General features: G+C 54.9%; 20 protein-coding genes. 18 read left to right on the forward strand and 2 right to left on the reverse strand.

Features of this window, described 5'->3' with window-relative positions; all coding sequences use genetic code 11:
• Positions 1-84 precede the first annotated feature (84 nt).
• The gene (locus tag B9L19_RS04695) at positions 85-1,365 is read right to left on the reverse strand and encodes an alkaline phosphatase (RefSeq protein WP_047752683.1); all 1,281 of its coding nucleotides are present in this window, start codon (positions 1,363-1,365) and stop codon (positions 85-87) included.
• A gap of 278 nt (positions 1,366-1,643) precedes the next feature.
• Between B9L19_RS04695 and B9L19_RS04700 the strand changes: the two genes are divergently transcribed.
• The 3 genes from B9L19_RS04700 to B9L19_RS04710 all read left to right on the forward strand — a co-directional run bounded on the left by B9L19_RS04700 (position 1,644) and on the right by B9L19_RS04710 (position 6,309).
• Complete coding sequence (locus tag B9L19_RS04700) at positions 1,644-2,096, forward strand: MarR family winged helix-turn-helix transcriptional regulator (protein WP_047752684.1); 453 nt, start codon at positions 1,644-1,646, stop codon at positions 2,094-2,096.
• Positions 2,093-5,257 (forward strand): MMPL family transporter, encoded by a 3,165-nt coding sequence (locus B9L19_RS04705; RefSeq protein WP_047752685.1) that lies wholly within the window; start codon positions 2,093-2,095, stop codon positions 5,255-5,257. The genes B9L19_RS04700 and B9L19_RS04705 overlap by 4 nt, the downstream gene beginning before the upstream one ends.
• A gap of 386 nt (positions 5,258-5,643) precedes the next feature.
• A complete protein-coding gene (locus B9L19_RS04710; protein ID WP_025949441.1) occupies positions 5,644-6,309 on the forward strand; it encodes a type 1 glutamine amidotransferase domain-containing protein in 666 nt (221 codons plus the stop codon).
• A gap of 593 nt (positions 6,310-6,902) precedes the next feature.
• Here B9L19_RS04710 and rnhC read toward each other — a convergent pair.
• On the reverse strand, positions 6,903-7,838 hold the full coding sequence (gene rnhC, locus B9L19_RS04715) for a ribonuclease HIII (RefSeq protein WP_047752686.1): 936 nt from the start codon (positions 7,836-7,838) through the stop codon (positions 6,903-6,905).
• A gap of 111 nt (positions 7,839-7,949) precedes the next feature.
• On the opposite strand from rnhC, the gene zapA reads away from it, so the two are divergent.
• From zapA to B9L19_RS04785, 15 genes are all read left to right on the forward strand, one after another.
• The gene (zapA, locus tag B9L19_RS04720) at positions 7,950-8,225 is read left to right on the forward strand and encodes a cell division protein ZapA (protein WP_021322154.1); all 276 of its coding nucleotides are present in this window, start codon (positions 7,950-7,952) and stop codon (positions 8,223-8,225) included.
• Entirely contained in the window at positions 8,218-8,757 is a 540-nt protein-coding gene (locus tag B9L19_RS04725; protein WP_025949439.1) for a CvpA family protein, read from the forward strand. Before zapA ends, B9L19_RS04725 begins: the two co-directional genes overlap by 8 nt.
• Positions 8,758-8,798: 41 nt before the next feature.
• Positions 8,799-10,523, forward strand: coding sequence for a DNA polymerase/3'-5' exonuclease PolX (polX, locus tag B9L19_RS04730; RefSeq protein ID WP_047752687.1), 1,725 nt, complete (start codon positions 8,799-8,801; stop codon positions 10,521-10,523).
• A 20-nt stretch (positions 10,524-10,543) separates the two neighbouring features.
• The gene (locus tag B9L19_RS04735; RefSeq protein ID WP_341864960.1) at positions 10,544-12,898 is read left to right on the forward strand and encodes an endonuclease MutS2; all 2,355 of its coding nucleotides are present in this window, start codon (positions 10,544-10,546) and stop codon (positions 12,896-12,898) included.
• Positions 12,899-12,912: 14 nt separating this feature from the next.
• On the forward strand, positions 12,913-13,320 hold the full coding sequence (locus B9L19_RS04740; RefSeq protein WP_025949436.1) for a DUF350 domain-containing protein: 408 nt from the start codon (positions 12,913-12,915) through the stop codon (positions 13,318-13,320).
• A gap of 13 nt (positions 13,321-13,333) precedes the next feature.
• Positions 13,334-13,498, forward strand: coding sequence for a hypothetical protein (locus tag B9L19_RS18960; protein ID WP_162833771.1), 165 nt, complete (start codon positions 13,334-13,336; stop codon positions 13,496-13,498).
• A gap of 77 nt (positions 13,499-13,575) precedes the next feature.
• The gene (locus B9L19_RS04745; RefSeq protein ID WP_025949435.1) at positions 13,576-15,276 is read left to right on the forward strand and encodes a long-chain-fatty-acid--CoA ligase; all 1,701 of its coding nucleotides are present in this window, start codon (positions 13,576-13,578) and stop codon (positions 15,274-15,276) included.
• A gap of 59 nt (positions 15,277-15,335) precedes the next feature.
• Positions 15,336-15,923, forward strand: coding sequence for a fatty acid metabolism transcriptional regulator FadR (gene fadR / locus B9L19_RS04750; RefSeq protein ID WP_025949434.1), 588 nt, complete (start codon positions 15,336-15,338; stop codon positions 15,921-15,923).
• Positions 15,924-15,948: 25 nt separating this feature from the next.
• On the forward strand, positions 15,949-16,722 hold the full coding sequence (locus tag B9L19_RS04755; RefSeq protein WP_025949433.1) for an enoyl-CoA hydratase: 774 nt from the start codon (positions 15,949-15,951) through the stop codon (positions 16,720-16,722).
• Between the two features lie 64 nt (positions 16,723-16,786).
• Positions 16,787-17,563 (forward strand): electron transfer flavoprotein subunit beta/FixA family protein, encoded by a 777-nt coding sequence (locus B9L19_RS04760; RefSeq protein ID WP_025949432.1) that lies wholly within the window; start codon positions 16,787-16,789, stop codon positions 17,561-17,563.
• A 64-nt stretch (positions 17,564-17,627) separates the two neighbouring features.
• Complete coding sequence (locus B9L19_RS04765) at positions 17,628-18,605, forward strand: electron transfer flavoprotein subunit alpha/FixB family protein (protein WP_025949431.1); 978 nt, start codon at positions 17,628-17,630, stop codon at positions 18,603-18,605.
• Positions 18,606-18,756: 151 nt separating this feature from the next.
• Positions 18,757-19,071, forward strand: coding sequence for a thioredoxin (gene trxA, locus B9L19_RS04770; protein ID WP_025949430.1), 315 nt, complete (start codon positions 18,757-18,759; stop codon positions 19,069-19,071).
• 239 nt (positions 19,072-19,310) lie between these two features.
• Positions 19,311-20,312, forward strand: a complete 1,002-nt coding sequence (locus B9L19_RS04775) for a sulfonate ABC transporter substrate-binding protein (protein ID WP_047752692.1) — start codon at positions 19,311-19,313, stop codon at positions 20,310-20,312.
• A gap of 159 nt (positions 20,313-20,471) precedes the next feature.
• On the forward strand, positions 20,472-21,257 hold the full coding sequence (gene ssuC, locus B9L19_RS04780) for an aliphatic sulfonate ABC transporter permease SsuC (protein ID WP_015375554.1): 786 nt from the start codon (positions 20,472-20,474) through the stop codon (positions 21,255-21,257).
• 77 nt (positions 21,258-21,334) lie between these two features.
• Positions 21,335-22,117: an ATP-binding cassette domain-containing protein gene (locus tag B9L19_RS04785; RefSeq protein ID WP_047752693.1), complete on the forward strand. Its 783-nt coding sequence runs from the start codon at positions 21,335-21,337 to the stop codon at positions 22,115-22,117.
• Positions 22,118-22,217 lie beyond the last annotated feature (100 nt).

Raw genomic sequence — 22,217 nt, forward strand, 5'->3', positions numbered from 1 at the left:
TGGATCAAAACCGTTTCCCCGCAAACGATTTGTTCGCGGGGAAACGGAGATCGATGAAGGACAACGCCCGAAACACGGATGGCCTTATCTTTTGCTTTTTCCAAACAATAATTCTTCAAGAATATCATGAATGCGTGTATTCTCGTACACGCCGGTGAATCGCTCCGCCCCCGGGCCCATGGCCGTCAACGGCACATCGGCGGCGGTGTGGCCCGTTGTCGTCCAGTCGAGGGCGAACGTTTGCGAAGAACCAGCGATGGCAAACGGGCCGTCTTCGCCGGAGATCGTTTTGCCGTCTCCCGACTCATCCGTGCCGCCCGGCGTTTCGATCGTCAAGCCGCCGCATTCATGGTCGGCGAGCACGAGGACGAGCGTGTCCGGATGGCGCTTGGCGTACTGCTTCGCTGCGGCGACCGCTTCGTCAAGCTGCTGGCCGGCTTTAAGCATGAGCGATCCGTTGTTTTCATGGCTCATTTCATCAATGGCTTCTTCTTCGACCACGAGGAAAAAGCCGTTTTTATTTTGCGACAGCACGTCCAGCGCTTTTTTCGTCATATCAGGCAGCGACACGACGGGATTGTACACATCCCCTTCCCCTTCCGGGCGCTGCTGGAACATTTCTTCGTTGGCAAACAGTCCAAGCAGCTTGCGGCCGGACGCTTGTTTCAGCTCATCGGCGGTGCGGACGTACGTGTAGCCGAGCTGCTTGGCGCGTTCAACCAAATTTCCTTGCGTGCCTTTGCTTGCTTCTTCCGGATCTTCGGTTGGATGGTCGGGGTAATAGCCAGGATTTCCATCAGGATACCAGTAATCTTCCCCGCCGCCCAAAATGACATCCACTTTCGTTTGTTCAATGTATTGCTTGGCGATGTCGCTTTGGGCAGAGCGATTGGCGGCGTGAGCGGCAAACGCGGCCGGTGTGGCGTCCGTCACTTGGGCGGTCGTGACAAGCCCTGTTGCCTTGCCGGCTTTTTTCGCCTGTTCCAAAATCGTTTCCACCGGTTTTCCTTGCCGATCAACAGAGATGGCGCCGTTGTATGTTTTCACGCCTGAGGCGATCGCGGTCGCCGCCGCAGCGGAGTCGGTGATGAATGACTTCGAGTCGGCGGAGTTCGTATGGACAAGCCCGCTGTATGGCATATCGTCCATCTCCAATTCTCCAGCGATCCCTTTTGTGGCAAGGCGAATGGCGTTGCGATGCGCTGTGCCCATGCCGTCGCCGACAAAAAGGATGACATTTTTCACTTCAGGCGGCTTCGATTGTTTCGCTGGGGCGGCCCATGCAGTTTGACCGGCATGGTAAAGCGCCAGTCCGGCGCTCAGCCCGGCGATGAGCAAAGCGGTGCGGCGTTTCGATCGGAACATCGTTCTCCTCTCCCTTTTCAGATGATTTGGTCATTTTTATCGTACAAGCCAGATGTTAAGCGTTCGTGAATGCAATGTAATGGCTTTGAAAAAATTCCCTCTTTATTCAGATTGGACGATAGAATGGTTTCTCCTTTGGCAACATTCCTTGTTGACTTTCTCTTTTTTCCTTGGTATCGTTACTAATAGTTCAACAGTTGAATAAAATGGATGACAGTTCTCCATCTACTGTTGAATTGGGTTGATTGTTCAATGATTGAACCATCGGAGGTGAATCAATGCCGGGACGAAACATCGATGAATGGATTGACCGCTATTTGTCCGTGTCGTTTCTCGTAATGAAACGCGGAGCGGCGCTTGTCAAAGGCAGTCTTTGCGAAGAGATGACGCACGATCAGTATTATTTGCTTCGCTACATCCGCCGGCGGGGGGCGTGTACGTCAACAGAGCTCGCGGCGATGTTTGGGGTGAACAAAAGCGCGGTGACGGCGATGACGAACCGCCTCGTCGACAAAGGCTGGCTGCGCCGCGACCGTGACAAGAACGACCGGCGCGTCATCGTCTTATCGCTGACGGAGCAGGGGGAAGCATGGATTGCGGAAATGGACCGGAGCGTCTATCGGCTCGTCGAAGAAGTGATCGCCCGCTTTCCAGAGGAGGAGATCGAAACATTCATCCGCACGTATGAACGGTTGGCCCGCGTGCTGCAGGAGGTGGAAGAAGCGAAATGAGGGCGATGATCAAAGGAAGATGGTTTGTGCTTGCGGCATGGATCATCATCGCAGCCGTGTTCATGGCGACGGCGCCGAACATGGGCGAGCTTGTCCGCGAGAAAGGGCAGCTGAGCGTGCCGGACGGCTACTCGTCGTCATTGGCGGCAAAGCTGATCAAAGAGGCGAACAGCCAGGAAAACAAACAAAATGAACGCTCCGCGGTGCTTGTCTTTTACCAAAAAGGCGGGCTGACGGCAGACGATAAAAAAGAGATTGAACGGGCGGTAAACGCGCTCGAAAAGAAAAAAGAGGAACTTCATATCACGAACATCGTCTCGCCGTTTGCCAACCGGGAGCTGGAAAAAGAACTCATCTCCAAAGATGGAACGACGATGCTCATTTCGGTAAGCATCGACCCGGCCGGGCGGACGGCGAAGCAATTGACCGACGCCCTGTATAAAGCGGTCGATGGCGTCAAGGTCGAGCATTATTTCACCGGCGGTTGGATGATCGATGAAGATGTCGTGACGAGCTCGCAGGAAGGCGTGAAGAAAACGGAGGGGATCACGGTCGTCTTTATTTTAATTGTGTTGCTCGCCGTGTTCCGCTCGCCGGTGGCGCCGCTCATTCCGCTGCTCGCGGTCGGGGCGACGTATGTCGTCTCGCAGTCGGTTGTTGCGTTTTTAGTAGATAAAGTGAATTTCCCCCTGTCGACGTTCACGCAAACGTTTTTAGTCGCGGTGTTGTTTGGCGTTGGGACCGACTATTGCATTTTGTTGCTGAGCCGGTTTAAAGAAGAACTGGCGAAACGCGGCGATCGGGTGGAAGCGATCGTCGCCACGTACCGGACGGCTGGGAAAACGGTGGCGGCAAGCGGCATTGCCGTCATGATCGGCTTTGCGGCGATCGGGTTGTCGACGTTTAAGCTGTATCAATCGGCGGCGGCCGTCGCCGTTGGGGTCGCGGTGCTGCTTTTGGCGCTCGTGACGCTTGTGCCGTTTTTCATGGCCGTGCTTGGCGAGAAGCTGTTTTGGCCGGTGCGGGGGAAGCTCGAGCACGGGCAAAGCCGGCTTTGGCTTGCGGCTGGCCGATTTGCGTTCGCCCGTCCGCTTTTGGCGCTGGCGATTGTCGCCGTCGTGACCGTGCCGGTGTTGGCGACGTATGATGGCAAACTGTCGTTTGATTCCATGGAGGAGATCGGCGATCATTATCGTTCGGTCAAAGCGTTTGACATCATTGCCGATCATTTCAATCCGGGAGATGCCATGCCGACGCAGGTGGTAGTAAAAAGCAAAGAGCCGCTCGATTCGGAAGAAGGGCTGGCGTTGATAGAGAAAATGAGCCGCGAGATCGAAAAAGTTGACGGCGTGGCGAGCGTCCGCTCGGCGACGCGTCCGACGGGAGAGCCGATTCAGGAGCTGTATGTCACCGAACAGGCGAAACAGCTCAAAGACGGCCTTGGCGCCGGCAAAGAGGGGATTGAGAAAATCGGCGCCGGACTTGAGACGGCAAGCGAAAAATTGTCTTCGTCCGCGCCGCAGCTTAAGCAGGCGTCATCCGGCATCGGCCAGCTCGTCTCCGGAACGGAGCGGCTTGAAGACGGCCTGCGCCAGCTGCAAACCGGCCTCAGCCAAATTGAACAAGGCGTGCGCCGGGGGGCGGTGGGCGCCGGTGAGTTGAAAAACGGCTTAGTGACGCTTCGCGACAATGCGAAAAAGCTCCAGGAAGGCGCCGCGCAGCTGCTTGACGGCTACAAGCAGACAGAACAAGGGCTGTCGGCGCTAAGCGGCCAGTACCGGCAAATCGAAGCGGGAATAAAAGCTGTCGCCGCTCAGCTCGCCGCCGTGCAAACGATGCTTGCGCAAGTCGAGCAGTCGCACCCGGAACTCGCGCAAGACGCGCAATATCAACGGGCGAAAATGACGGTCGCCGCCTTGTCCGAAAAGACGAACCAAATGGCGGACGGCCTCGCGCAATTGAACGGGGCGCTTGAGCAGGCGCGCGCCGGCTTGGTGAAAGCGAACGACTCGTTCGCCCAGCTCGCGGCCGGCCAGGCGGCGGTCAACGGCGGCTTGGACCGGATCATCGCCGGGCTTTCGGAGCTCGAAGCCGGGTTGACGAAAGCGGCCGACGGCCAAAAACAGGCGGTCGACCAACTGCCGCAATTCTCCCAAGGGCTTGAGCAAGTGAACGGCGGCCAGCGCCAATTGCTTGAGCACTTCTCCGCGCTTGGCGGCCAGCTCGGCCAGCTCGTCGACGGCCTGGACCAAAGCGCGTCAGGGTTGCATCAAGTGGCGGACGGCCTCGGAACGGCGGAAACGTATTTGGCCGATTTGTCATCGGCCAAGGAGAAAGACATGGCCGGCTGGCACATGCCGAAAGAGGCGCGCGAAAGCCAAGAATTCGCCAAAGCGAAAGAGGCGTATATGTCAAAAGACCGCCGCATCGTGACGCTCGATGTCATTTTGAACGAAAACCCGTATTCGACATCGGCGCTCGGCCGCATTGATGACATTCGCGCCGCCGCCGAACGGGCAGTGAAAGGAACGAAGTGGGAAGACGCGACCATCGCTGTCGGCGGCGTGACGAGCACGTACGCCGATTTGCAGGCGATCTCAAACGCGGACTATAAACGGACGGCCGTGCTGATGTTGATCGGCATCGCCATCGTGCTCGCAGTGCTCCTTCGTTCGCTTATCATGCCGCTCTATTTGATCTTGTCGCTCGTCCTGACGTATTACACATCGATGGCCGTCACCGAGCTCATTTTCGTCAACGGCCTCGGCTATGCCGGCTTGAACTGGGCGGTGTCGTTCTTCGCCTTTGTGTTGCTGTTGGCGCTCGGCATCGACTACAGCATCTTCCTCATGGATCGGTTCAACGAATACCGCGGTCGGCCGGTGAAGGAAGCGATGCTGTCGGCGATGGGGCATATGGGGACGGTCATCATCTCGGCCGCCGTCATTTTAGGCGGAACGTTCGCCGCGATGTATCCGTCCGGCGTCTTGTCGCTTTTGCAAATTGCGACGATTGTGCTGACAGGCCTTCTGCTTTACGCCCTCGTCGTTCTGCCGCTTTTCGTGCCGGTCATGGTCCGCACGTTCGGCCGTGCGAACTGGTGGCCGTTTCGGCAGCCGGTGAGCGAAGCGGATAGGCTGGAACAACAAAAAATCAGTTAAGAAGGCGAGTCAACAAGGGTGTCCTAAGAGACCGGGACACCCTTTCTTATTCCTGTATGAAGCAGCAAAATGGTCGATAAAAAACAGTATGTTGTGTTTGGTTTAAGGGGTATTACGTGTTGGAGATCCGTTTTTCTTTGCCCTTGCGAACAACCAAGTGGTGCTAAAGACGAAAGAAAAGGATTTGCTGGAGATTTATAAACCTGAAGAGGTAAAGGCGTTCAAAGCGAAAGTGAAAGCAGCAGTGGAGGAATGACGTTTTCGTTTCCTCGACTGATTTTGACCAAGAGCGATTCGATTTCACAAGCATATTTTTTCCGCTTTTGCCCAACGTAAAGTATGATGAGTAGTAGAGAACATTCCAGAACCAAAAGGAGGGCTGCCGCATGACGAAACGAGTGCTCATGGTGGTGACGAACCATACGACGATCACCGACGACCATAAAACCGGGCTTTGGCTGGAAGAGTTTGCTGTGCCATACTTGGTGTTTCAAGAAAAAGGGTATGACGTGAAAGTGGCGAGCATCCAAGGAGGCGAGGTGCCGCTTGACCCGCGCAGCATCAATGAAAAAGACCCGTCTTGGGCGGAGGCGGAAGCAGTGCTGAGGAACACAACACGTTTAAGCAAGGACGATGCACACGGGTTTGACGCCATTTTCCTTCCCGGTGGACACGGGACGATGTTCGATTTTCCCGACAATGAAACGCTGCAATACGTCTTGCAGCAGTTTGCCGAAGACGGCCGCATCATCGCCGCTGTCTGCCACGGTCCATCGGGATTGGTGAACGCGACGTACAAAGACGGCACACCGATTGTGAAAGGAAAAACGGTCACGTCATTTACGGATGAAGAAGAGCGCGAAGTCGGGCTTGATGTGCATATGCCATTTTTGCTCGAATCGACGTTGCGCCTGCGCGGTGCGAATTTCGTCCGCGGCGAGAAATGGACCGATTTCTCGGTGCGCGACGGCAACTTGATCACCGGGCAAAATCCACAATCAAGCCGAAGCACGGCGGAAAAAGTCGTCGCCGCGCTGGAAGAGCGGGCGTGAGCGATAAAGGCTGAATGTGTGGCAAGACGCTCCCTGTTGGGCGCGTCTTTTTTTGGCACGATTTTCTGGCCGTTGTCTGGAAATGAATCCCGGTCAGTCAAGAGTTTATGGAGAACTCTTCTCGGTTCACCACGTATGTTGTCGACCACCAGTTAGCAAACCATTTTTTGATATTGTAAGCGTTTTTGGACTTTCATCTGTCATGGTAAGGTAGTGAAGCTGCAATCAAATTCCGAAGAACTGACAATTCTTAATGGGTCGGCGTCCCGGATGACTGATGAAGATAAGGGATATTTTGACGTACCGTACTGGGATTACAATTCATTCACGTGCTGCTGGAATGGATTCCTTTTGTACGAGCAACGGAAAAAATCGAAGGCCATCGATGGCGCGGCAGAATAGGCTGTCTAATGATCCCGGCTCACCGGACTGGATGGGGACAGCCTTTTGGTTGTTTATGGATTAAAATCCATTTTCTTTATACGTAAAAAGAAACATATGGAAAGGATGGGAAACGGTGTCGTTCAGTTACTACGGGTCGACCTGTGCAACGGAGCCAACGCTGCCGTTTCCCATGGGTGTGATGGAAACAATTACCGGCGCTTGGCGATGGCCAGCGCCTTTTTCGTATTGGCGAAATGAAGCTTGGCGCACGTCTCAAGCATCTCTTCCCCTCGCTCGCGAATGATCCGGGCGGCGGCTTCATCGGCCATGGCGCCGGCGCCTTTTGGAAGCGAGAGGCCGATGGCGCGGGATAATCGCTCCATTTCGTCTAAAAACACATAGCGGGCGATGATCGAGGCGGAGGCGACTGATACGTGGGCACTTTCTGCCTTTGGAAGGCAGTGCACCCGCTCGCGGACGATGTGATCTTCATCGGAAAGGTAACGGAAATACGAATCCCGTTTTAAAAATTCGTCGATGATGATTGCTTCTGGTTCGATCGGCGCGATGGCGTCAACGAGTTTCACGAGCGTCCGGTTGTGAAGCAGCGCCTTCATTTTCGTCTGCGGCATGCCGCTTCGCTGCCAGCGGTTGTATTGGGGGTTATCCAGCACGGTGACCGCATGCGGCACGGTTTCCATGATGGCTGGTGCGATCCGTTTGATCGCTTCATCGTTCAATTGTTTCGAATCTTTCACGCCAAGCGCCGCGATTTTGGCGATATGCGACCGCTCAACGTAGGCAGCGGCGACGACGATCGGGCCGAAATAGTCTCCGGTGCCGACTTCATCCGAACCGATGGCAGAAAGCTTCTCGAGCCTATGTTCCAATGGGGGAGAGGCGGTCTCTCTCTCCTGTCGTTTGCCTGGATCAGCCCCCCTCTTCACCATCCATTTCCCTGCTTCTTGCTCCGCCGCTTTCCCTTGAAACAGCACTTTGCCTGAGCGGTAGGCGGTGATCACGACATCCGGGCGCTTGACGGCAAACAACGCTCCAGCCGGAAGCCGGTCGGACAAGGCGTCTTGGTAGTGAGCGCGCAAGGCGTCAAGCAGCTGTTGGTCGGCTTGAATCACATAGTTTGACAACGTTCGATCGCTCCTTTATCTTCTCTATCGTTGCTGTGTGTCGCTTCTTTCCATTATACCAGCGTTCATGATATGATAAACAGTAGGATTTGGCGAAATGGGGGAGAAAGCTTGACAGAACAGCCAAAAACGCGGGTGAGCGTCCGCATCTATGGACAAGACTACACGATCGTCGGCGCGGAAAGCCCGGCCCACATCCGGCTCGTGGCGGCGTTCGTTGACGATAAAATGCATGAATTCAGTGAGAAAAATCCGCTGCTCGATGTGCCGAAGCTGGCCGTGTTGACGGCCGTCAACATCGCCAGTGAGTATCTCAAACTGAAAGAAGAATATCAACGGCTGGCGGAAAAGCTGAAACAGGAAAAGGACGGGAAACAGGATGATTGATGTCGTGCTGCTGTTTGTCCTGTTGCTGGGGGCGATGATCGGGCTGAAGCGCGGCTTTATCCTCCAATTCATTCATATGGCCGGGTTTTTCATTGCCTTTTACGTCGCTTACCGGTATTATGAACGGTTGGTGCCGACATTGCGCCTTTGGATTCCGTATCCGACGTTCGGCGATCCGGAGACGATGAAGCTGCTGTTTCAGAGCACCCATTTAGACGATGCCTATTATCGGGCGATTTCCTTTGCGCTTTTGTTTTTTGCAGTGAAAATCGTCCTGCAAATCATCGGCTCGATGCTCGATTTTGTCGCCCAGCTGCCGCTATTGCGCAGCGTCAACCGCTTGGCGGGGGCGGCGCTCGGATTTGCGGAAGTGTACTTGCTTGTCTTTTTGCTTTTGTATATCGGGGCGCTCGTGCCGATTGACAGCGTGCAGGAGCAGCTGCAGCGTTCGCTCATGGCGACCGTGATTGTGAAACATACGCCGGTGTTGTCGGACATGCTCAATCATTGGTGGATTCATGGCCGCGTCTGACCGAGCGCGGCCGCGGTTTTGCGGGAAAGGGAGGGACGGGGATGAGCGTCCATAAAAAAGAGGTCATCCGCCTGCTTGAGACAATTGCGTTGTATATGGAGATTAAAGGGGAAAACCCGTTTAAGGTAAACGCCTTCCGCAAAGCGGCGAACGCCTTGGAAACGGATGAGCGGAGCCTCGCGGAAATTGGCGATTTCACCGCCATTCCCGGCATCGGCAAAAGCACAGCGGCGATCATCACCGAGTTTGTCGAAACCGGTTCATCATCGGTGCTTGAGGAATTAAAACGCGACATTCCGGAAACGCTTCTTTCCTTGCTTAAGATCCCGGGGCTTGGCGGCAAAAAAATCGCCAAGCTGCATCAGGAGCTTGGCATTGTTGATATGGACGGATTGAAAGAAGCGTGCTTGGCCGGGAAAGTGCGAGCGCTTCCCGGTTTTGGCGCGAAAACGGAAGAAAAGCTGCTGGCGGCGATCGAAGAGGCGGCCAAACGCCCTGAGCGGCTGCCGCTCGCCCGGGTGTTCGCGATCGCGGCGGACATTGAGCGCCAGCTCGCTTGTTTGGATGGCGTCATCCGCTTCTCGCGGGCCGGCAGTTTGCGGCGCGTAAACGAAACGGTGAAAGATTTGGATTATGTCATCGCCACCGAACGTCCGGCTGCGGTGCGCGACGGGCTTCTTCGTTTTGAACGCATCCGCAGGGTGATCGCCGCTGGGGAGACGAAAGTGTCGCTTCTGCTTGGCTATGACGATGATGTGGCCGTCGACTTTCGGCTGGTCAGCGAGGCGCAATTCGCGACCGCGCTTCATCATTTTACCGGATCGAAGGAGCATAACGTGCGCATGCGCCAACTCGCCAAAGAGCGCGGCGAGAAAATCAGCGAATACGGCGTGGAAGATGAAGCGGCAGGCAAGGTGAAAACGTTCCCGGATGAAGCGGCGTTTTACGCCCATTTTGGATTGCCGTACATTCCACCGGAGCTGCGTGAAGACGGAACAGAAGTCGAGCGCTACTCGGACCGATATCCGCTTGTCCGCTTTGAAGACATTCAAGGCGATTTGCATATGCATTCGGCGTGGAGCGACGGGGCGTGTTCCCTTGCGGAGCTCGCTGAGGCGTGCCGCCGCCGCGGCTACCGGTATATCGCCATCACCGATCATTCGCAATTTTTGAAAGTCGCCAACGGTTTGACGCCTGACCGATTGCGGCGCCAGCGCGAGGAAATCGAACGGCTGAACGCCCGCTATTCCGATTTTACCATCCTCGCCGGCATCGAGATGGATATTTTGCCGGACGGGACGCTCGATTACGACGATGACGTGCTCAAGGAGCTTGATTTTGTCATCGCCGCCATTCACTCTGCGTTCAAACAGCCGCGCGAGACGATCATGAAACGGCTTGAGGCGGCGCTTCGCCATCCGTATGTCGATGTCATCGCCCACCCGACCGGAAGGCTCATCGGCCAGCGCGACGGCTATGACGTCGATATCGAGCGGCTCATGGAACTCGCGGCGGAGACGAACACGGTGCTTGAGTTAAACGCCAACCCAAACCGGCTCGACTTGTCGGCGGCCTACGTGAAAAAAGCCGAGGAAGCGGGGGCGTATATTGCCATTAACACGGACGCGCACCATTTGGACATGCTTGATGATATGGCCATCGGCGTAGCGACGGCACGGAAAGGCTGGATCAAGAGCGAAACGGTCATCAACACATGGCCGCTTGACAAGCTGCGGCAGTTTTTGCGCGACAAACGAACGAAATGAATGAGCTGGGGGTCAGATACGTGCAACGAAAAGTGCTTCACACCTTGGAGTTTGACAAAGTGAAAGAGCAGTTGGCCGAGCATGCGTCCTCGCCGCTCGGTTTGGAAAAAATCAACGCGCTCATGCCGTCATCCGATTTGGAGGAGGTGGCCGCTTGGCTTGACGAAACGGATGAAGCCGCCGCTGTTTTGCGGCTTGCTGGCTATGCGCCGCTTGACGGAGCGGTGGACATTCGCCCACATTTGAAACGGGCGGCGATCGGCGGCGCGCTCAGTCCGCTTGAGCTGCTCGAGGTGGCGGCGACGGCCGCGGCGAGCCGGCAGATGAAACGGCTGATTATGGATCTTTATGAAGAGCACGGGGGATTGGACCGTCTGTCCACTTATGCCGATGAGCTTGTGGAGGCGCCGATGCTTGAACATGACATTCGCCGCTCGATCGACGACCATGGCGAAGTGCTCGATGCCGCAAGCGACCGCCTTCGTTCGCTCCGCGGGCAAATTCGGTCAGTGGAAGCGCGCATCCGAGAGAAACTTGAGAGCATTATTCGCTCGCCGTCGGCGCAAAAGCGGCTGTCGGACGCCATCATTACGATCCGCAATGACCGATATGTCATCCCCGTGAAACAAGAGTATCGCGGCGCTTACGGCGGCATCGTCCACGACCAGTCGGCGTCCGGGACGACGCTGTTTATCGAGCCGCAGGCGGTCGTCGAGTTGAACAACGCCTTGCGCGAGGCGCGGGCGAAAGAAAAGCAAGAAATCGAACGCATTTTGCGCGAACTTTCGGCAAAAGTCGCTGAGCAGGCCGAGCCGCTTGCGCGGGCGGTTGAGTCGCTTGCGGCGCTTGATTTTGCGTTTGCCAAGGCGAAATACGCCCGCCGGCTGCAAGCCGCGAAGCCAGCGGTCAATAGCCGAGGCTATCTTCGTTTTGTGCAAGCCCGCCATCCACTGCTGGATCAAGAAAAGGCGGTGCCCAATGACATTGAACTCGGCGGCGACTATACGACGATCGTCATCACCGGGCCGAACACCGGCGGGAAAACGGTGACGTTGAAAACGGTCGGCCTGTTGACATTAATGGCGCAAGCCGGGCTGTTCATCCCGGCGGTCGACGGGTCGGAAGCGGCGGTGTTCCGTTCCGTGTTCGCCGATATCGGCGACGAACAGTCGATCGAACAAAGCTTGAGCACGTTCTCGTCCCATATGGTCAATATCGTCGACATTTTGCGCCATGTCGATGGCCAAAGCCTTGTGCTGTTTGATGAGCTTGGCGCTGGCACCGATCCGCAGGAAGGGGCGGCGCTCGCCATCGCCATCTTGGATGAAGTGCATGGGCGCGGAGCGCGGACGGTGGCGACGACGCATTATCCGGAGTTGAAAGCGTACGGCTACAACCGCCCCGGTGTCGTGAATGCGAGCGTCGAGTTTGACACCGAAACGCTCCGCCCGACGTATAAACTGTTGATCGGCATCCCCGGCCGCAGCAACGCCTTTGACATCTCGCGCCGCCTTGGGCTTGATGAACGCATCATTGAGCGGGCGAAAGCGCAAGTGAGCGCGGAAAGCCATAACGTCGAAAACATGATCGCGTCGCTTGAACGAAGCAAAAAGCAAGCGGAGGAAGATGAAGCGCGGGCGCGGGCGGCGCTGGAGGAGGCTGAGCGTCTGCGCGCCGAGTGGGAGCAAAAGCTCGAAGCGCTGGAGGAGGAAAAAGAAGAGCGGCTTGCTGAAGCGGCGAAGCAGGCAACGGACATCATCCGCGCCGCTGAGCGCGAAGCTGAGCGGATCATTCAAGAGTTGCGCCGCTTGCAAAAAGAAAAGCAGGCGGAAGTGAAAGAGCATGAGCTCGTCGAGGCGAAACAGCGGCTCGCTGCTGCGCTGCCGAAAGTGGAGAAGCGAAAAAAAGCGAAAAAGGCTGCCGCACGTCATGTGTTCCAGCCGGGTGATGAAGTGAAGGTGACGAGCCTCAACCAAAAAGGCTACTTGATCGAAAAAGTGTCGGACGACGAATGGCAAGTGCAGCTTGGCATTTTAAAAATGAAAATTCATGAGCGTGATTTGGAATATATCGGCAGTGCGCCGGCGAAAGAAGTGACGCCGATTGCGACGGTGAAAGGCAAGGACGCCCATGTGAGCCTCGAGCTTGACTTGCGCGGCGAACGGTACGAAGACGCTCTCCTTCGGCTTGAGAAGTACTTGGATGATGCTGTGCTCGCTGGCTATGCGCGTGTTTCGATCATTCACGGCAAAGGAACGGGCGCGCTCCGCCAAGGAGTGCAGCAGTTTTTGAAGCAGCATCGGGCGGTGAAAAGCTTCCGATTTGGTGAGGCGAATGAAGGCGGCACTGGGGTGACGATCGTGGAACTGAAATGATGGGGGCGATGGCAATGGCGTCGTTTTGGGAGCACGACATGGTGAAAACGGCGGCCAATTTCAGCGTCGCCGTGCTGTGCATCGTCGTCTTTTTAGCCGTATTTGAATTAGTGACGAAATACAAAAACTGGGAAGAGATTCGCAAAGGAAATGTGGCGGTAGCGATGGCAACCGGCGGAAAGATTTTTGGCATTGCCAACATTTTCCGCTATGCGCTCGCCCGCCATGAATCGCTGCCGTCGATGATCGGCTGGGGGCTGTACGGGTTTTTGCTTCTGCTTGCGGCGTACTTTATTTATGAATTTTTGACGCCGAAGTTTAATATTGACGATGAAATCGCCCGCGACAACCGGGCGGTCGGCTTTATTTCGCTGTCCATTTCCGTCGGTTTGTCGTTTGTCATCGGCGAAGGGATTCAGTAAAGGGGAACAACGAATGAACGCAGTAGTCAAATGGTTGTTGATCGCAGTCGGACTGCTTTTGATCGCCGGCATCGTCTATATGGCGGTGCGCAACCGATCGGTTGATGTGTTGGCGAAAATCTTGTTTGTCATTTGCGCGTGCTTTTTCTTCATTGGTTTGGTGTACTGGTTTTGGTGACGTCTCGCTCAGGCGAGGCGTTTTTTTGATGAAAAATTACAAAAAGTGAAATAAAATAGAAACAAGGAGGGATGCATATGGAAAAACCGTGGCTCGCTCATTATCCGCCGTCCATTCCTGCTACGCTCGACTATCCAAAGAAAACGCTTTCCGACTATTTGCGGGAGACGGCGGAACAATTCGGAGACCATGAGGCGATCGACTTTTTGGGCAAAACGATGACGTTTCGCGATTTGTACGAGCAGGCTTTGACGTTCGCGCATTATTTGCGGACGATCGGATTGAAAAAAGGGGATCGGGTGGCGGTGATGCTGCCAAACTGCCCGCAGGCGGTGATCAGCTACTATGGGACGCTCCTAGCCGGCGGCATCGTCGTGCAGACGAATCCGCTTTACACCGAGTATGAGCTTGAATACCAGCTGAACGACAGCGGCGCCTCGGTGCTCGTGACGATGGATCTTTTGTATCCAAAGACGGAAAAGGTGAAAGGGAGGACGCCGGTCAAACATTGGATTGTCACGAGAATGCAAGATTATTTGCCCACGGTGAAGAAATGGCTGTATCCGTTTGTGCAGCGGAAGCAAAACATGCCGATTGTCCGCATTGCGGAAAGCGAAACTGTTCATCTGTTCCGCACGATCATGAGCCGCAAAGAAACGGCGCCGATCGGGGTGGACATCGATCCGGTGGAAGATGTGGCGCTGCTGCAATATACAGGCGGCACGACGGGGCATCCGAAAGCCGCCATGTTGACGCATCGCAATTTGATCGCCAATACGCTCATGTGCGCTCATTGGGTGTATAAATGCGAAAAAGGGAAAGAAACAGTGCTCGGTGTGCTTCCGTTTTTCCACGTGTACGGCATGACGACAGTGATGAATTTATCTGTCATGATGGCGAGCAAAATGGTGCTGCTCCCGCGCTTTGATGTCAAGCAAACATTAAAAGCAATCGAGCGCACCCGGCCGACGATGTTTCCTGGCGCGCCGACGATGTATATCGCTTTGTTGAATGAGCCCGACTTGGCCAAATATGATTTATCCTCGATCAACGTCTGCATCAGCGGCTCCGCTCCGTTGCCGGTTGAGGTGCAGGAGCAGTTTGAACGGGTGACGGGCGGAAAATTGATTGAAGGATATGGGTTGACCGAGGCGTCCCCTGTCACCCACAGCAACTTCCTTTGGGACGGGGAGCGGGTGAAAGGAAGCATCGGCGTTCCGTGGCCGGATACGGACGCGAAAATCGTTTCCTTGGAAACGGGTGAGGAAGCAAAGCCGGGCGAGCGTGGAGAACTCGTCGTGCGTGGGCCGCAAGTGATGAAAGGCTATTGGAACCGTCCGGAGGAGACCGAGCAAGTGCTGCGCGACGGTTGGCTGTATACAGGTGACATCGGCTATATGGATGAGAGGGGGTATTTTTATATCGTCGACCGCAAGAAAGATGTCATTATCGCCGGCGGTTACAACATTTACCCGCGTGAAGTCGAAGAAGCGCTGTACGAACACCCGAAAGTGCAGGAAGCGGCCGTGATCGGCGTTCCGGACCCGTACCGCGGCGAGACGGTGAAAGCGTTCGTCGTGTTAAAGCCGGGGGAGATGTGCAGCGAACAGGAGCTTGACGCGTTTATGCGCCAGCGCCTGGCTGCTTACAAAGTGCCGCGCATCTACGAGTTCCGCAGCGAACTGCCGAAGACGGCGGTTGGCAAAATTTTGCGCCGCGTATTGGTGGAGGAAGAGAAAAAGAAGCTTGACAAATCGGCAGAATTGCCCATAAAATGAAAATATGAATGATGATTCATTCATTTTGTGGATGGAACGTGAGAAAGGGAGAATCTATATTGCGGAGGGAAAAGCCGAAGTTTAAGCAAATCATTGACGCTGCCGTCGTCGTCATCGCCGAGCACGGCTACCATCAGGCGCAAGTGTCGAAAATCGCCAAGCAGGCCGGCGTCGCCGACGGCACGATCTATCTTTATTTTAAAAACAAAGAGGATATTTTAATTTCGCTTTTTCAGGAAAAGATGGGGGCGTTCATCGAGAAAATTGAACAAGAGACAGAAGGAATTTCAAGCCCCTTAGAGAAATTGTATGTGTTGGTGAAGACTCATTTTTCCGCCCTCGCCGCCGATCCGCATATGGCGGTCGTGACGCAGCTTGAGCTGCGCCAGTCGAACAAAGAGCTGCGTCATCGAATCAATGAGGTGCTGAAAGGATATTTACGACTCATCGACCGCATCATCATGGAGGGAATGGAAAAAGGGGAGTTTCGCCAAGATTTAGACGTCCGGCTCACCCGGCAAATGATTTTCGGCACCTTGGACGAAACCGTGACGACGTGGGTGATGAACGAGCAAAAGTATGACTTGGCTGCCCTCGCCGAACCGGTGTACGAACTGCTCGTCAAAGGGTGTGCCGCCGGGCGTTAGAACAGGCAGAAAGGGGAGAGGCTTCATGGAGCATTTTCGCATAGCGAAAGAGGAGTTCGTCGCCGTCGTAACGTTTTCCCGGCCGCCGGCGAACGCTCTTGCATCAGCTGTTTTGAAAGAGCTTTCAACCTTATTGGACGAGCTTGAGACCGACCCGGACGTGCGCGTCGTGCTGCTTCATGGCGAAGGAAGATTTTTCTCAGCCGGCGCTGACATCAAAGAATTCACGTCCATCGCTTCCGCTGAGGAGGCATCCGACTTGTCGCGCAACGGCCAGCTCGTGATGGAGCGGATCGAACGCTTTTCCAAACCAGTCATTGCGGCGATTCACGGCGCCGCATTAGGCGGTGGGTTGGAGCTGGCCATGAGCTGCCATATCCGCATCGTGGCGGAAAACGCTAAACTCGGCCTTCCGGAGCTGCAGCTTGGCATCATCCCTGGATTTGCCGGCACGCAGCGGCTCATGCGCTACGTCGGCTTTGGCAAAGCAGCCGAAATGATGTGGACGAGCGAGCCGATCACCGGCGCAGAGGCTGTGCAATGGGGGCTTGCCAACAAGGCGGTGCCGGAAGAGCGGCTTCTTGACGAGGCCAAAGCGCTGGCGAAAAAGATCGCCGCCAAAAGTCCGCTTTCCGTTCGGGCGGTTATTGAGTTGCTTAACGCCGCCAAGGAAAAAACGTTCGTTGAGGCCGTGCGCGAGGAAGCGGAATGGTTTGGCCGCGTGTTTGGATCCGAGGATGCAAAAGAAGGCGTGCAGGCGTTTTTGGAAAAACGGCCGCCCGTCTTTAAAGGGAAATAATCTTTGTCAATATCTGAATGTTGGAATATGAAACAATGTTCAATCAAACCGAGGAGGGAACGACATGAACATTTTTGTGTTGATGAAACGCACGTTTGACACGGAAGAAAAAATCTCCATCGTCAACGGCAAGATTAACGAGGAAGGGGCAGAATTCATCATCAATCCGTACGACGAATACGCCATTGAAGAAGCGATTCAAGTGCGCGACAAACACGGCGGCGAAGTGACGGTCGTCACCGTCGGCAGCGAAGAGGCGGAAAAAGAACTCCGCACAGCGCTCGCCATGGGCTGCGACAAAGCGGTGCTCATCAACATTGACGATGATGTCGAAGAACAAGACCAATATACGACGGCGAAAGTGCTCGCTGAATACTTAAAAGACAAAAACCCGGACTTGATTTTAGCCGGCAACGTCGCCATTGACGGCGGCTCCGGCCAAGTCGGCCCGCGCGTCGCCGAACTGCTTGGCATTCCGTATGTGACGACGATCACGAAGCTCGACATTGCCGACGGCGGCAACGTGACGGTCGTGCGCGACGTCGAGGGGGATGAGGAAATCATCGAAACGTCGCTGCCGCTCCTTGTCACGGCTCAACAAGGACTGAATGAACCGCGCTATCCGTCGCTGCCGGGCATTATGAAGGCGAAGAAAAAGCCGCTTGACGAGTTAGAGCTTGACGACCTAGATCTTGATGAAGAGGATGTCGAAGCAAAAACGAAAACGATTGAAGTGTTCTTGCCGCCGAAGCGCGAAGCGGGCAAAATTTTGCAAGGCGAGATCACCGATCAAGTGAAGGAACTCGTTCAGCTGCTTCGCTCCGAAGCGAAAGTGGTATAAGCCGGACCGTCGTCGGCGTTCGGATGAAAAACAACGGGGAATCAAAGGATAGGGGGACTGAAACATGGCACGCAAAGTATTGACATTGGCGGAAGTACGGGACGGATCGCTGCGAAACGTTTCCTTTGAAGCCATTGCAGCAGCTAAAACGATCGCCGAAGGCGGGGAAGTCGTCTCGGTGCTTGTCGGCGACCAAGTGCAGGCGCATGCGAATGAACTCATTTTCCGCGGGGCGGATCGAGTCGTGGTCGTCGAACATCCAAATTTGAAGTTTTATACGTCGGACGGCTATTCGCAAGCGTTAAAAGCAGTCATTGACAAAGAACAGCCGGAAGGGATCGTCTTCGGCCATACGGCGCTTGGCAAAGACTTGTCGCCGAAGCTCGCCATCAAATTGGATGCGGGCCTTGTGTCCGACGTCATCGCCGTCGAAGAGGCGGGCGGCAACATCGTTTTCACGCGTCCGATCTACTCCGGAAAAGCGTTTGAAAAGAAAATCGTCACCAATGGCATCATCTTCGCGACCGTGCGTCCGAACAACATCGCGCCGCTTGAGCGCGACGAGTCGCGCTCAGGCAGCGTGGAAGCGCTCGCCGTCGAGATCAAAGACTTGCGCGCGATTGTCAAAGAGGTCGTCCGCAAAACGGCGGAAGGCGTCGACTTGACGGAGGCGAAAGTGATCGTTGCCGGCGGCCGCGGCGTCAAAAGCGCCGAAGGCTTTAAGCCGCTCCAAGAGCTCGCCGAAGTGTTGGGCGGTGCGGTCGGCGCTTCGCGCGGGGCGTGCGATGCCGGCTATTGCGACTACTCGCTGCAAATCGGGCAAACGGGAAAAGTCGTCACGCCGGACCTTTACATCGCCTGCGGCATCTCAGGCGCCATCCAGCATTTAGCAGGGATGTCCAACTCGAAAGTCATCGTCGCCATTAACAAAGACCCGGAAGCCAACATCTTTAAAGTCGCGGACTACGGCATTGTCGGCGATTTGTTCGAAGTCGTTCCGCTCCTCACCGAAGAGTTCAAAAAACTGAAAGTGCATTCGTAATGAACAACACGGGCGGCTTGATCCGCCCGTTTTTTGACGGATAAATTCCGCGGCAAAAGCGAATAGTAGAAACGAAGCAAAACATTCGCGCCGACATGCATTCCATGGTATACTTTGCTTGCAGCATTCAATGAAGATGGGAGGGAATGACATGGCCATTGTCAATGCCACGGACCAAACGTTCGCCGCGGAAACGAAAGACGGCCTCACGCTCGTTGACTTCTGGGCGCCATGGTGCGGACCGTGCCGCATGATCGCTCCGGTGTTGGAAGAGCTTGACCGCGAAATGGGCGACAAAGTGAAAATCGTCAAAGTGAATGTCGATGAAAACCAAGAAACAGCGTCGAAGTTCGGCGTCATGAGCATCCCGACGCTGCTTCTGTTCAAAAATGGGCAGCTTGTCGACAAAGCGGTCGGCTATCAGCCGAAAGAGGCGCTTGTGGAGTTTGTGAGCAAGCATGCCTAATATCGACGACAACAAATCCAGAGGGAGGAACCCTCTGGATTTTTTTGATGACCTCAAAAAAATGATTGACAGCAGGAAACATTTTCTTTATATTAATAACCAACAATTCCTATTTGTTATATAGGAATTGCGTATTCATTATTCATAGTTTTTCTATCTTTATAGTTTTATTTTTTAGGGGGGATGCCGCTTCGCTTTATTCCGCCGCTAGTCAAGGAGGAAAACGAGGAGGGACAATGATGGGTCAATGGTTGAAACAGAAGAAAGCATTATGGATACTAGTCATCGCCTTTTTTCTATGGATGGTCTCTGGATGCGACGGACATAGCAGGAAGGAAGACAAAGGATCTGCATTGCCGCGAAAAGAGGGAGCAAGCGAGGTCATTCGCATCGGCTATCAAAAATATGGCACGCTCAATATGCTAAAGGCGCGCGGGGATTTGGAAAAACGATTGAAAAAGTTAGGATATACGGTGCAATGGTCGCTGTTTCCTGGAGGGCCTCAGCTGCTTGAGGCCATGAACGCGGGTAGCTTGGATTTTGGCCATACAGGTGAAGCGCCGCCTGTGTTTGCCCAAGCGGCTGGAACACCTCTTTTGTATGTGGCGACCACGCCGCCGAATCCGGCAGCGGAGGCGATTTTAGTCCGGAAAGATTCTCCAATTCGCACGATCGCGGACTTGAAAGGAAAAAAAGTGGCGTTGAATAAAGGGTCGAACGTTCACTATTTGCTTGTTCAAGCATTGGAAAAAGCAGGATTGAAGCTTTCTGACATCCGGCCGGTTTATTTGCCGCCCGCGGATGCGCGCGCCGCATTTGAGCAAGGAAGCGTCGATGCGTGGGTCATTTGGGATCCGTTCTACGCCGCGGCGGAGCAAGGCGGAAAGGCGCGTGTCATAGCAGACGGGCAAGGATTGGCGGCCAACCGGGAGTTTTTCTTTGCTTCTCGATCGTTTGCGGAAAAGCATGCGGATGTTGTCAACATCATTTTGGAAGAACTGAAGAAGGTCGATCGCTGGGCAAGCAGTGATCCGAAAGGAGTAGCCGCGTTTTTGGCTCCGGAGCTTGGCATTGATGAACAGGCGCTGGAGACGGCAGCCAAACGGCGCACATACAGCATTGAGCCGATCACCGATGAAGTCGTGGCTCAACAGCAGCAAATCGCTGATCAATTTTATCGGTTAGGGCTGCTGCCAAAGAAAATAGACGTGAAAGAGGCAGTTTGGCGTGAAGGGAAATGAAGAAATGCGCACAAGAGTGACGAGAGGCTGAATGTATGATGGAAAGCCGGTCTGCCTCTTTGACAACATGATCGTGGTTAGGTTCGAATGCGCCATCCAACAGGCTGAAAGGGCAGGCAACGTTCGGACGAGAATTGATGGAAAGGAGTGGAAAATGAAATGAAATTATCAAGGTGGACGGGATGGGCTGGGGGGAAGGCTGTGCCCTGGGCGCTGCCGATCGGTTTACTCGCTGCATGGCAAGCGGCAGCGGCAGCTGGTTGGCTGTCTTCGCGAGTGTTGCCGGCGCCGACTGATGTGATTGTTGCGGCGTGGAATCTCGCTTCCAACGGAGAATTATGGAAACATTTGTCCGTCAGTTTTTGGAGAGCGCTGACTGGCTTTGCCATCGGCGGATCGATCGGATTTCTTCTCGGCTTGCTGAATGGAGTGTTTCGCCCGGCTGAGCGATTGTTAGACACATCGATCCAGATGATTCGCAATATTCCGCATTTAGCATTGATCCCGCTCGTTATCTTATGGTTTGGCATTGGAGAGGAGGCGAAAGTGTTTCTTGTCGCGTTGGGCGTGCTGTTCCCGATGTATGTCAACACCTTGCACGGCATCCGCAATGTCGATGCCGGTTTACTTGAAATGGGGCGCGTCTATGGGCTTGGACCATGGCAACTGTTTTGGCGCATTTGGCTGCCTGGTGCGTTGCCTTCGATTTTAGTTGGATTGCGCTATGCCCTTGGCATTATGTGGCTGACGCTCATCGTCGCGGAAACGATCGCCGCCGACCGCGGCATTGGATATTTGGCCATGAATGCGCGCGAGTTTATGCAGACCGATGTCGTTGTTTTCAGCATTTTGCTTTACGCGCTGTTCGGCAAGCTGGCCGACAGCATCGCCCGTTTTCTAGAAAGAAGATGGCTTCGTTGGAACGTCAATTATCAGCATATATGAAAATCGGCAAACGATGTCAAGCGCTTCAACAAATGTCCATAAGGCTTGGAAACGAATGTTGGAAGGAGGATTAATGAATGGGACCGGGACGAGGGGCGGAGTTGGTTTTGGAACAAGTGGGAAAACAGTTTGGGGACAAACACGCGCTGCGCCGCGTCAATTTGGCGGTGAAGAGGGGAGAGTTTGTCGCCATCATTGGCCGCAGCGGATGCGGCAAAAGCACCCTGTTGCGCTTGGCCGCCGGATTGGAGGAGCCGACGTCCGGCCGGATCTTGGTGGATGGGGAGGAGCTGCGAGGGCTCAACGAGAAGGCGCGTGTCATGTTTCAGGACGCCCGCTTGCTGCCGTGGCGGCGCGTCATGGATAACGTCGGGCTCGGATTGAAAGGGGAATGGGAGCCGAAAGCGCTGGAGGCGCTCGAGCAAGTAGGGCTGGCTGACCGTGCGGACGATTGGCCGGCCGTGTTGTCAGGAGGACAGCGCCAGCGCGTGGCCCTTGCCCGCGCCCTCATCAGCCGACCTCAGCTATTGTTGCTCGATGAACCGCTGGGAGCTCTTGATGCGCTCACTCGGATTGACATGCAGCGTCTCATTGAACAGCTTTGGCTTGAACAGAAATTTACCGCTTTGCTCGTTACGCACGATGTCGATGAAGCGGTGATGCTCGCTGATCGTATCGTCCTCATTGAGGACGGAGCATGCGCGCTTGATGTGCCTGTGCGTCTGCCGCGGCCGCGCCAGCGCGGCGATGCTGCTTTCGCTGATTTGGTGGACGCGATTTTGCGCCGCATTTTAGGCGGAGAAACAGACGAGAATGCGGCTGTTTCCCTTTCTGTCGGTGAGAAAAGGAGGGCGTTATGATGAGAAACCGGATTGTTGTCTCCCTTTTCTGCGCGTTTTTGTTTCTCATGTCGGCGGCTTGCGGTCGGAATGAGTCATCTTCTTCCGCTTCTTCCGTTTC

This window comes from Geobacillus thermocatenulatus, from assembly GCF_002217655.1.
Taxonomy (GTDB): Bacteria; Bacillota; Bacilli; order Bacillales; family Anoxybacillaceae; genus Geobacillus; species Geobacillus thermocatenulatus.

Bases quoted from the DNA above. Each gene is read 5' to 3' on its own strand.
- B9L19_RS04695 (WP_047752683.1), bottom strand. From the start codon at position 1,365: ATGTTCCGATCGAAACGCCGCACCGCTTTGCTCATCGCCGGGCTGAGC.
- B9L19_RS04700 (WP_047752684.1), top strand. From the start codon at position 1,644: ATGCCGGGACGAAACATCGATGAATGGATTGACCGCTATTTGTCCGTG.
- B9L19_RS04705 (WP_047752685.1), top strand. From the start codon at position 2,093: ATGAGGGCGATGATCAAAGGAAGATGGTTTGTGCTTGCGGCATGGATC.
- B9L19_RS04710 (WP_025949441.1), top strand. From the start codon at position 5,644: ATGACGAAACGAGTGCTCATGGTGGTGACGAACCATACGACGATCACC.
- B9L19_RS04725 (WP_025949439.1), top strand. From the start codon at position 8,218: ATGATTGATGTCGTGCTGCTGTTTGTCCTGTTGCTGGGGGCGATGATC.
- polX (WP_047752687.1), top strand. From the start codon at position 8,799: ATGAGCGTCCATAAAAAAGAGGTCATCCGCCTGCTTGAGACAATTGCG.
- B9L19_RS04740 (WP_025949436.1), top strand. From the start codon at position 12,913: ATGGCGTCGTTTTGGGAGCACGACATGGTGAAAACGGCGGCCAATTTC.
- B9L19_RS18960 (WP_162833771.1), top strand. From the start codon at position 13,334: ATGAACGCAGTAGTCAAATGGTTGTTGATCGCAGTCGGACTGCTTTTG.
- B9L19_RS04745 (WP_025949435.1), top strand. From the start codon at position 13,576: ATGGAAAAACCGTGGCTCGCTCATTATCCGCCGTCCATTCCTGCTACG.
- B9L19_RS04755 (WP_025949433.1), top strand. From the start codon at position 15,949: ATGGAGCATTTTCGCATAGCGAAAGAGGAGTTCGTCGCCGTCGTAACG.
- B9L19_RS04760 (WP_025949432.1), top strand. From the start codon at position 16,787: ATGAACATTTTTGTGTTGATGAAACGCACGTTTGACACGGAAGAAAAA.
- B9L19_RS04765 (WP_025949431.1), top strand. From the start codon at position 17,628: ATGGCACGCAAAGTATTGACATTGGCGGAAGTACGGGACGGATCGCTG.
- trxA (WP_025949430.1), top strand. From the start codon at position 18,757: ATGGCCATTGTCAATGCCACGGACCAAACGTTCGCCGCGGAAACGAAA.
- B9L19_RS04775 (WP_047752692.1), top strand. From the start codon at position 19,311: ATGGGTCAATGGTTGAAACAGAAGAAAGCATTATGGATACTAGTCATC.
- ssuC (WP_015375554.1), top strand. From the start codon at position 20,472: ATGAAATTATCAAGGTGGACGGGATGGGCTGGGGGGAAGGCTGTGCCC.
- B9L19_RS04785 (WP_047752693.1), top strand. From the start codon at position 21,335: ATGGGACCGGGACGAGGGGCGGAGTTGGTTTTGGAACAAGTGGGAAAA.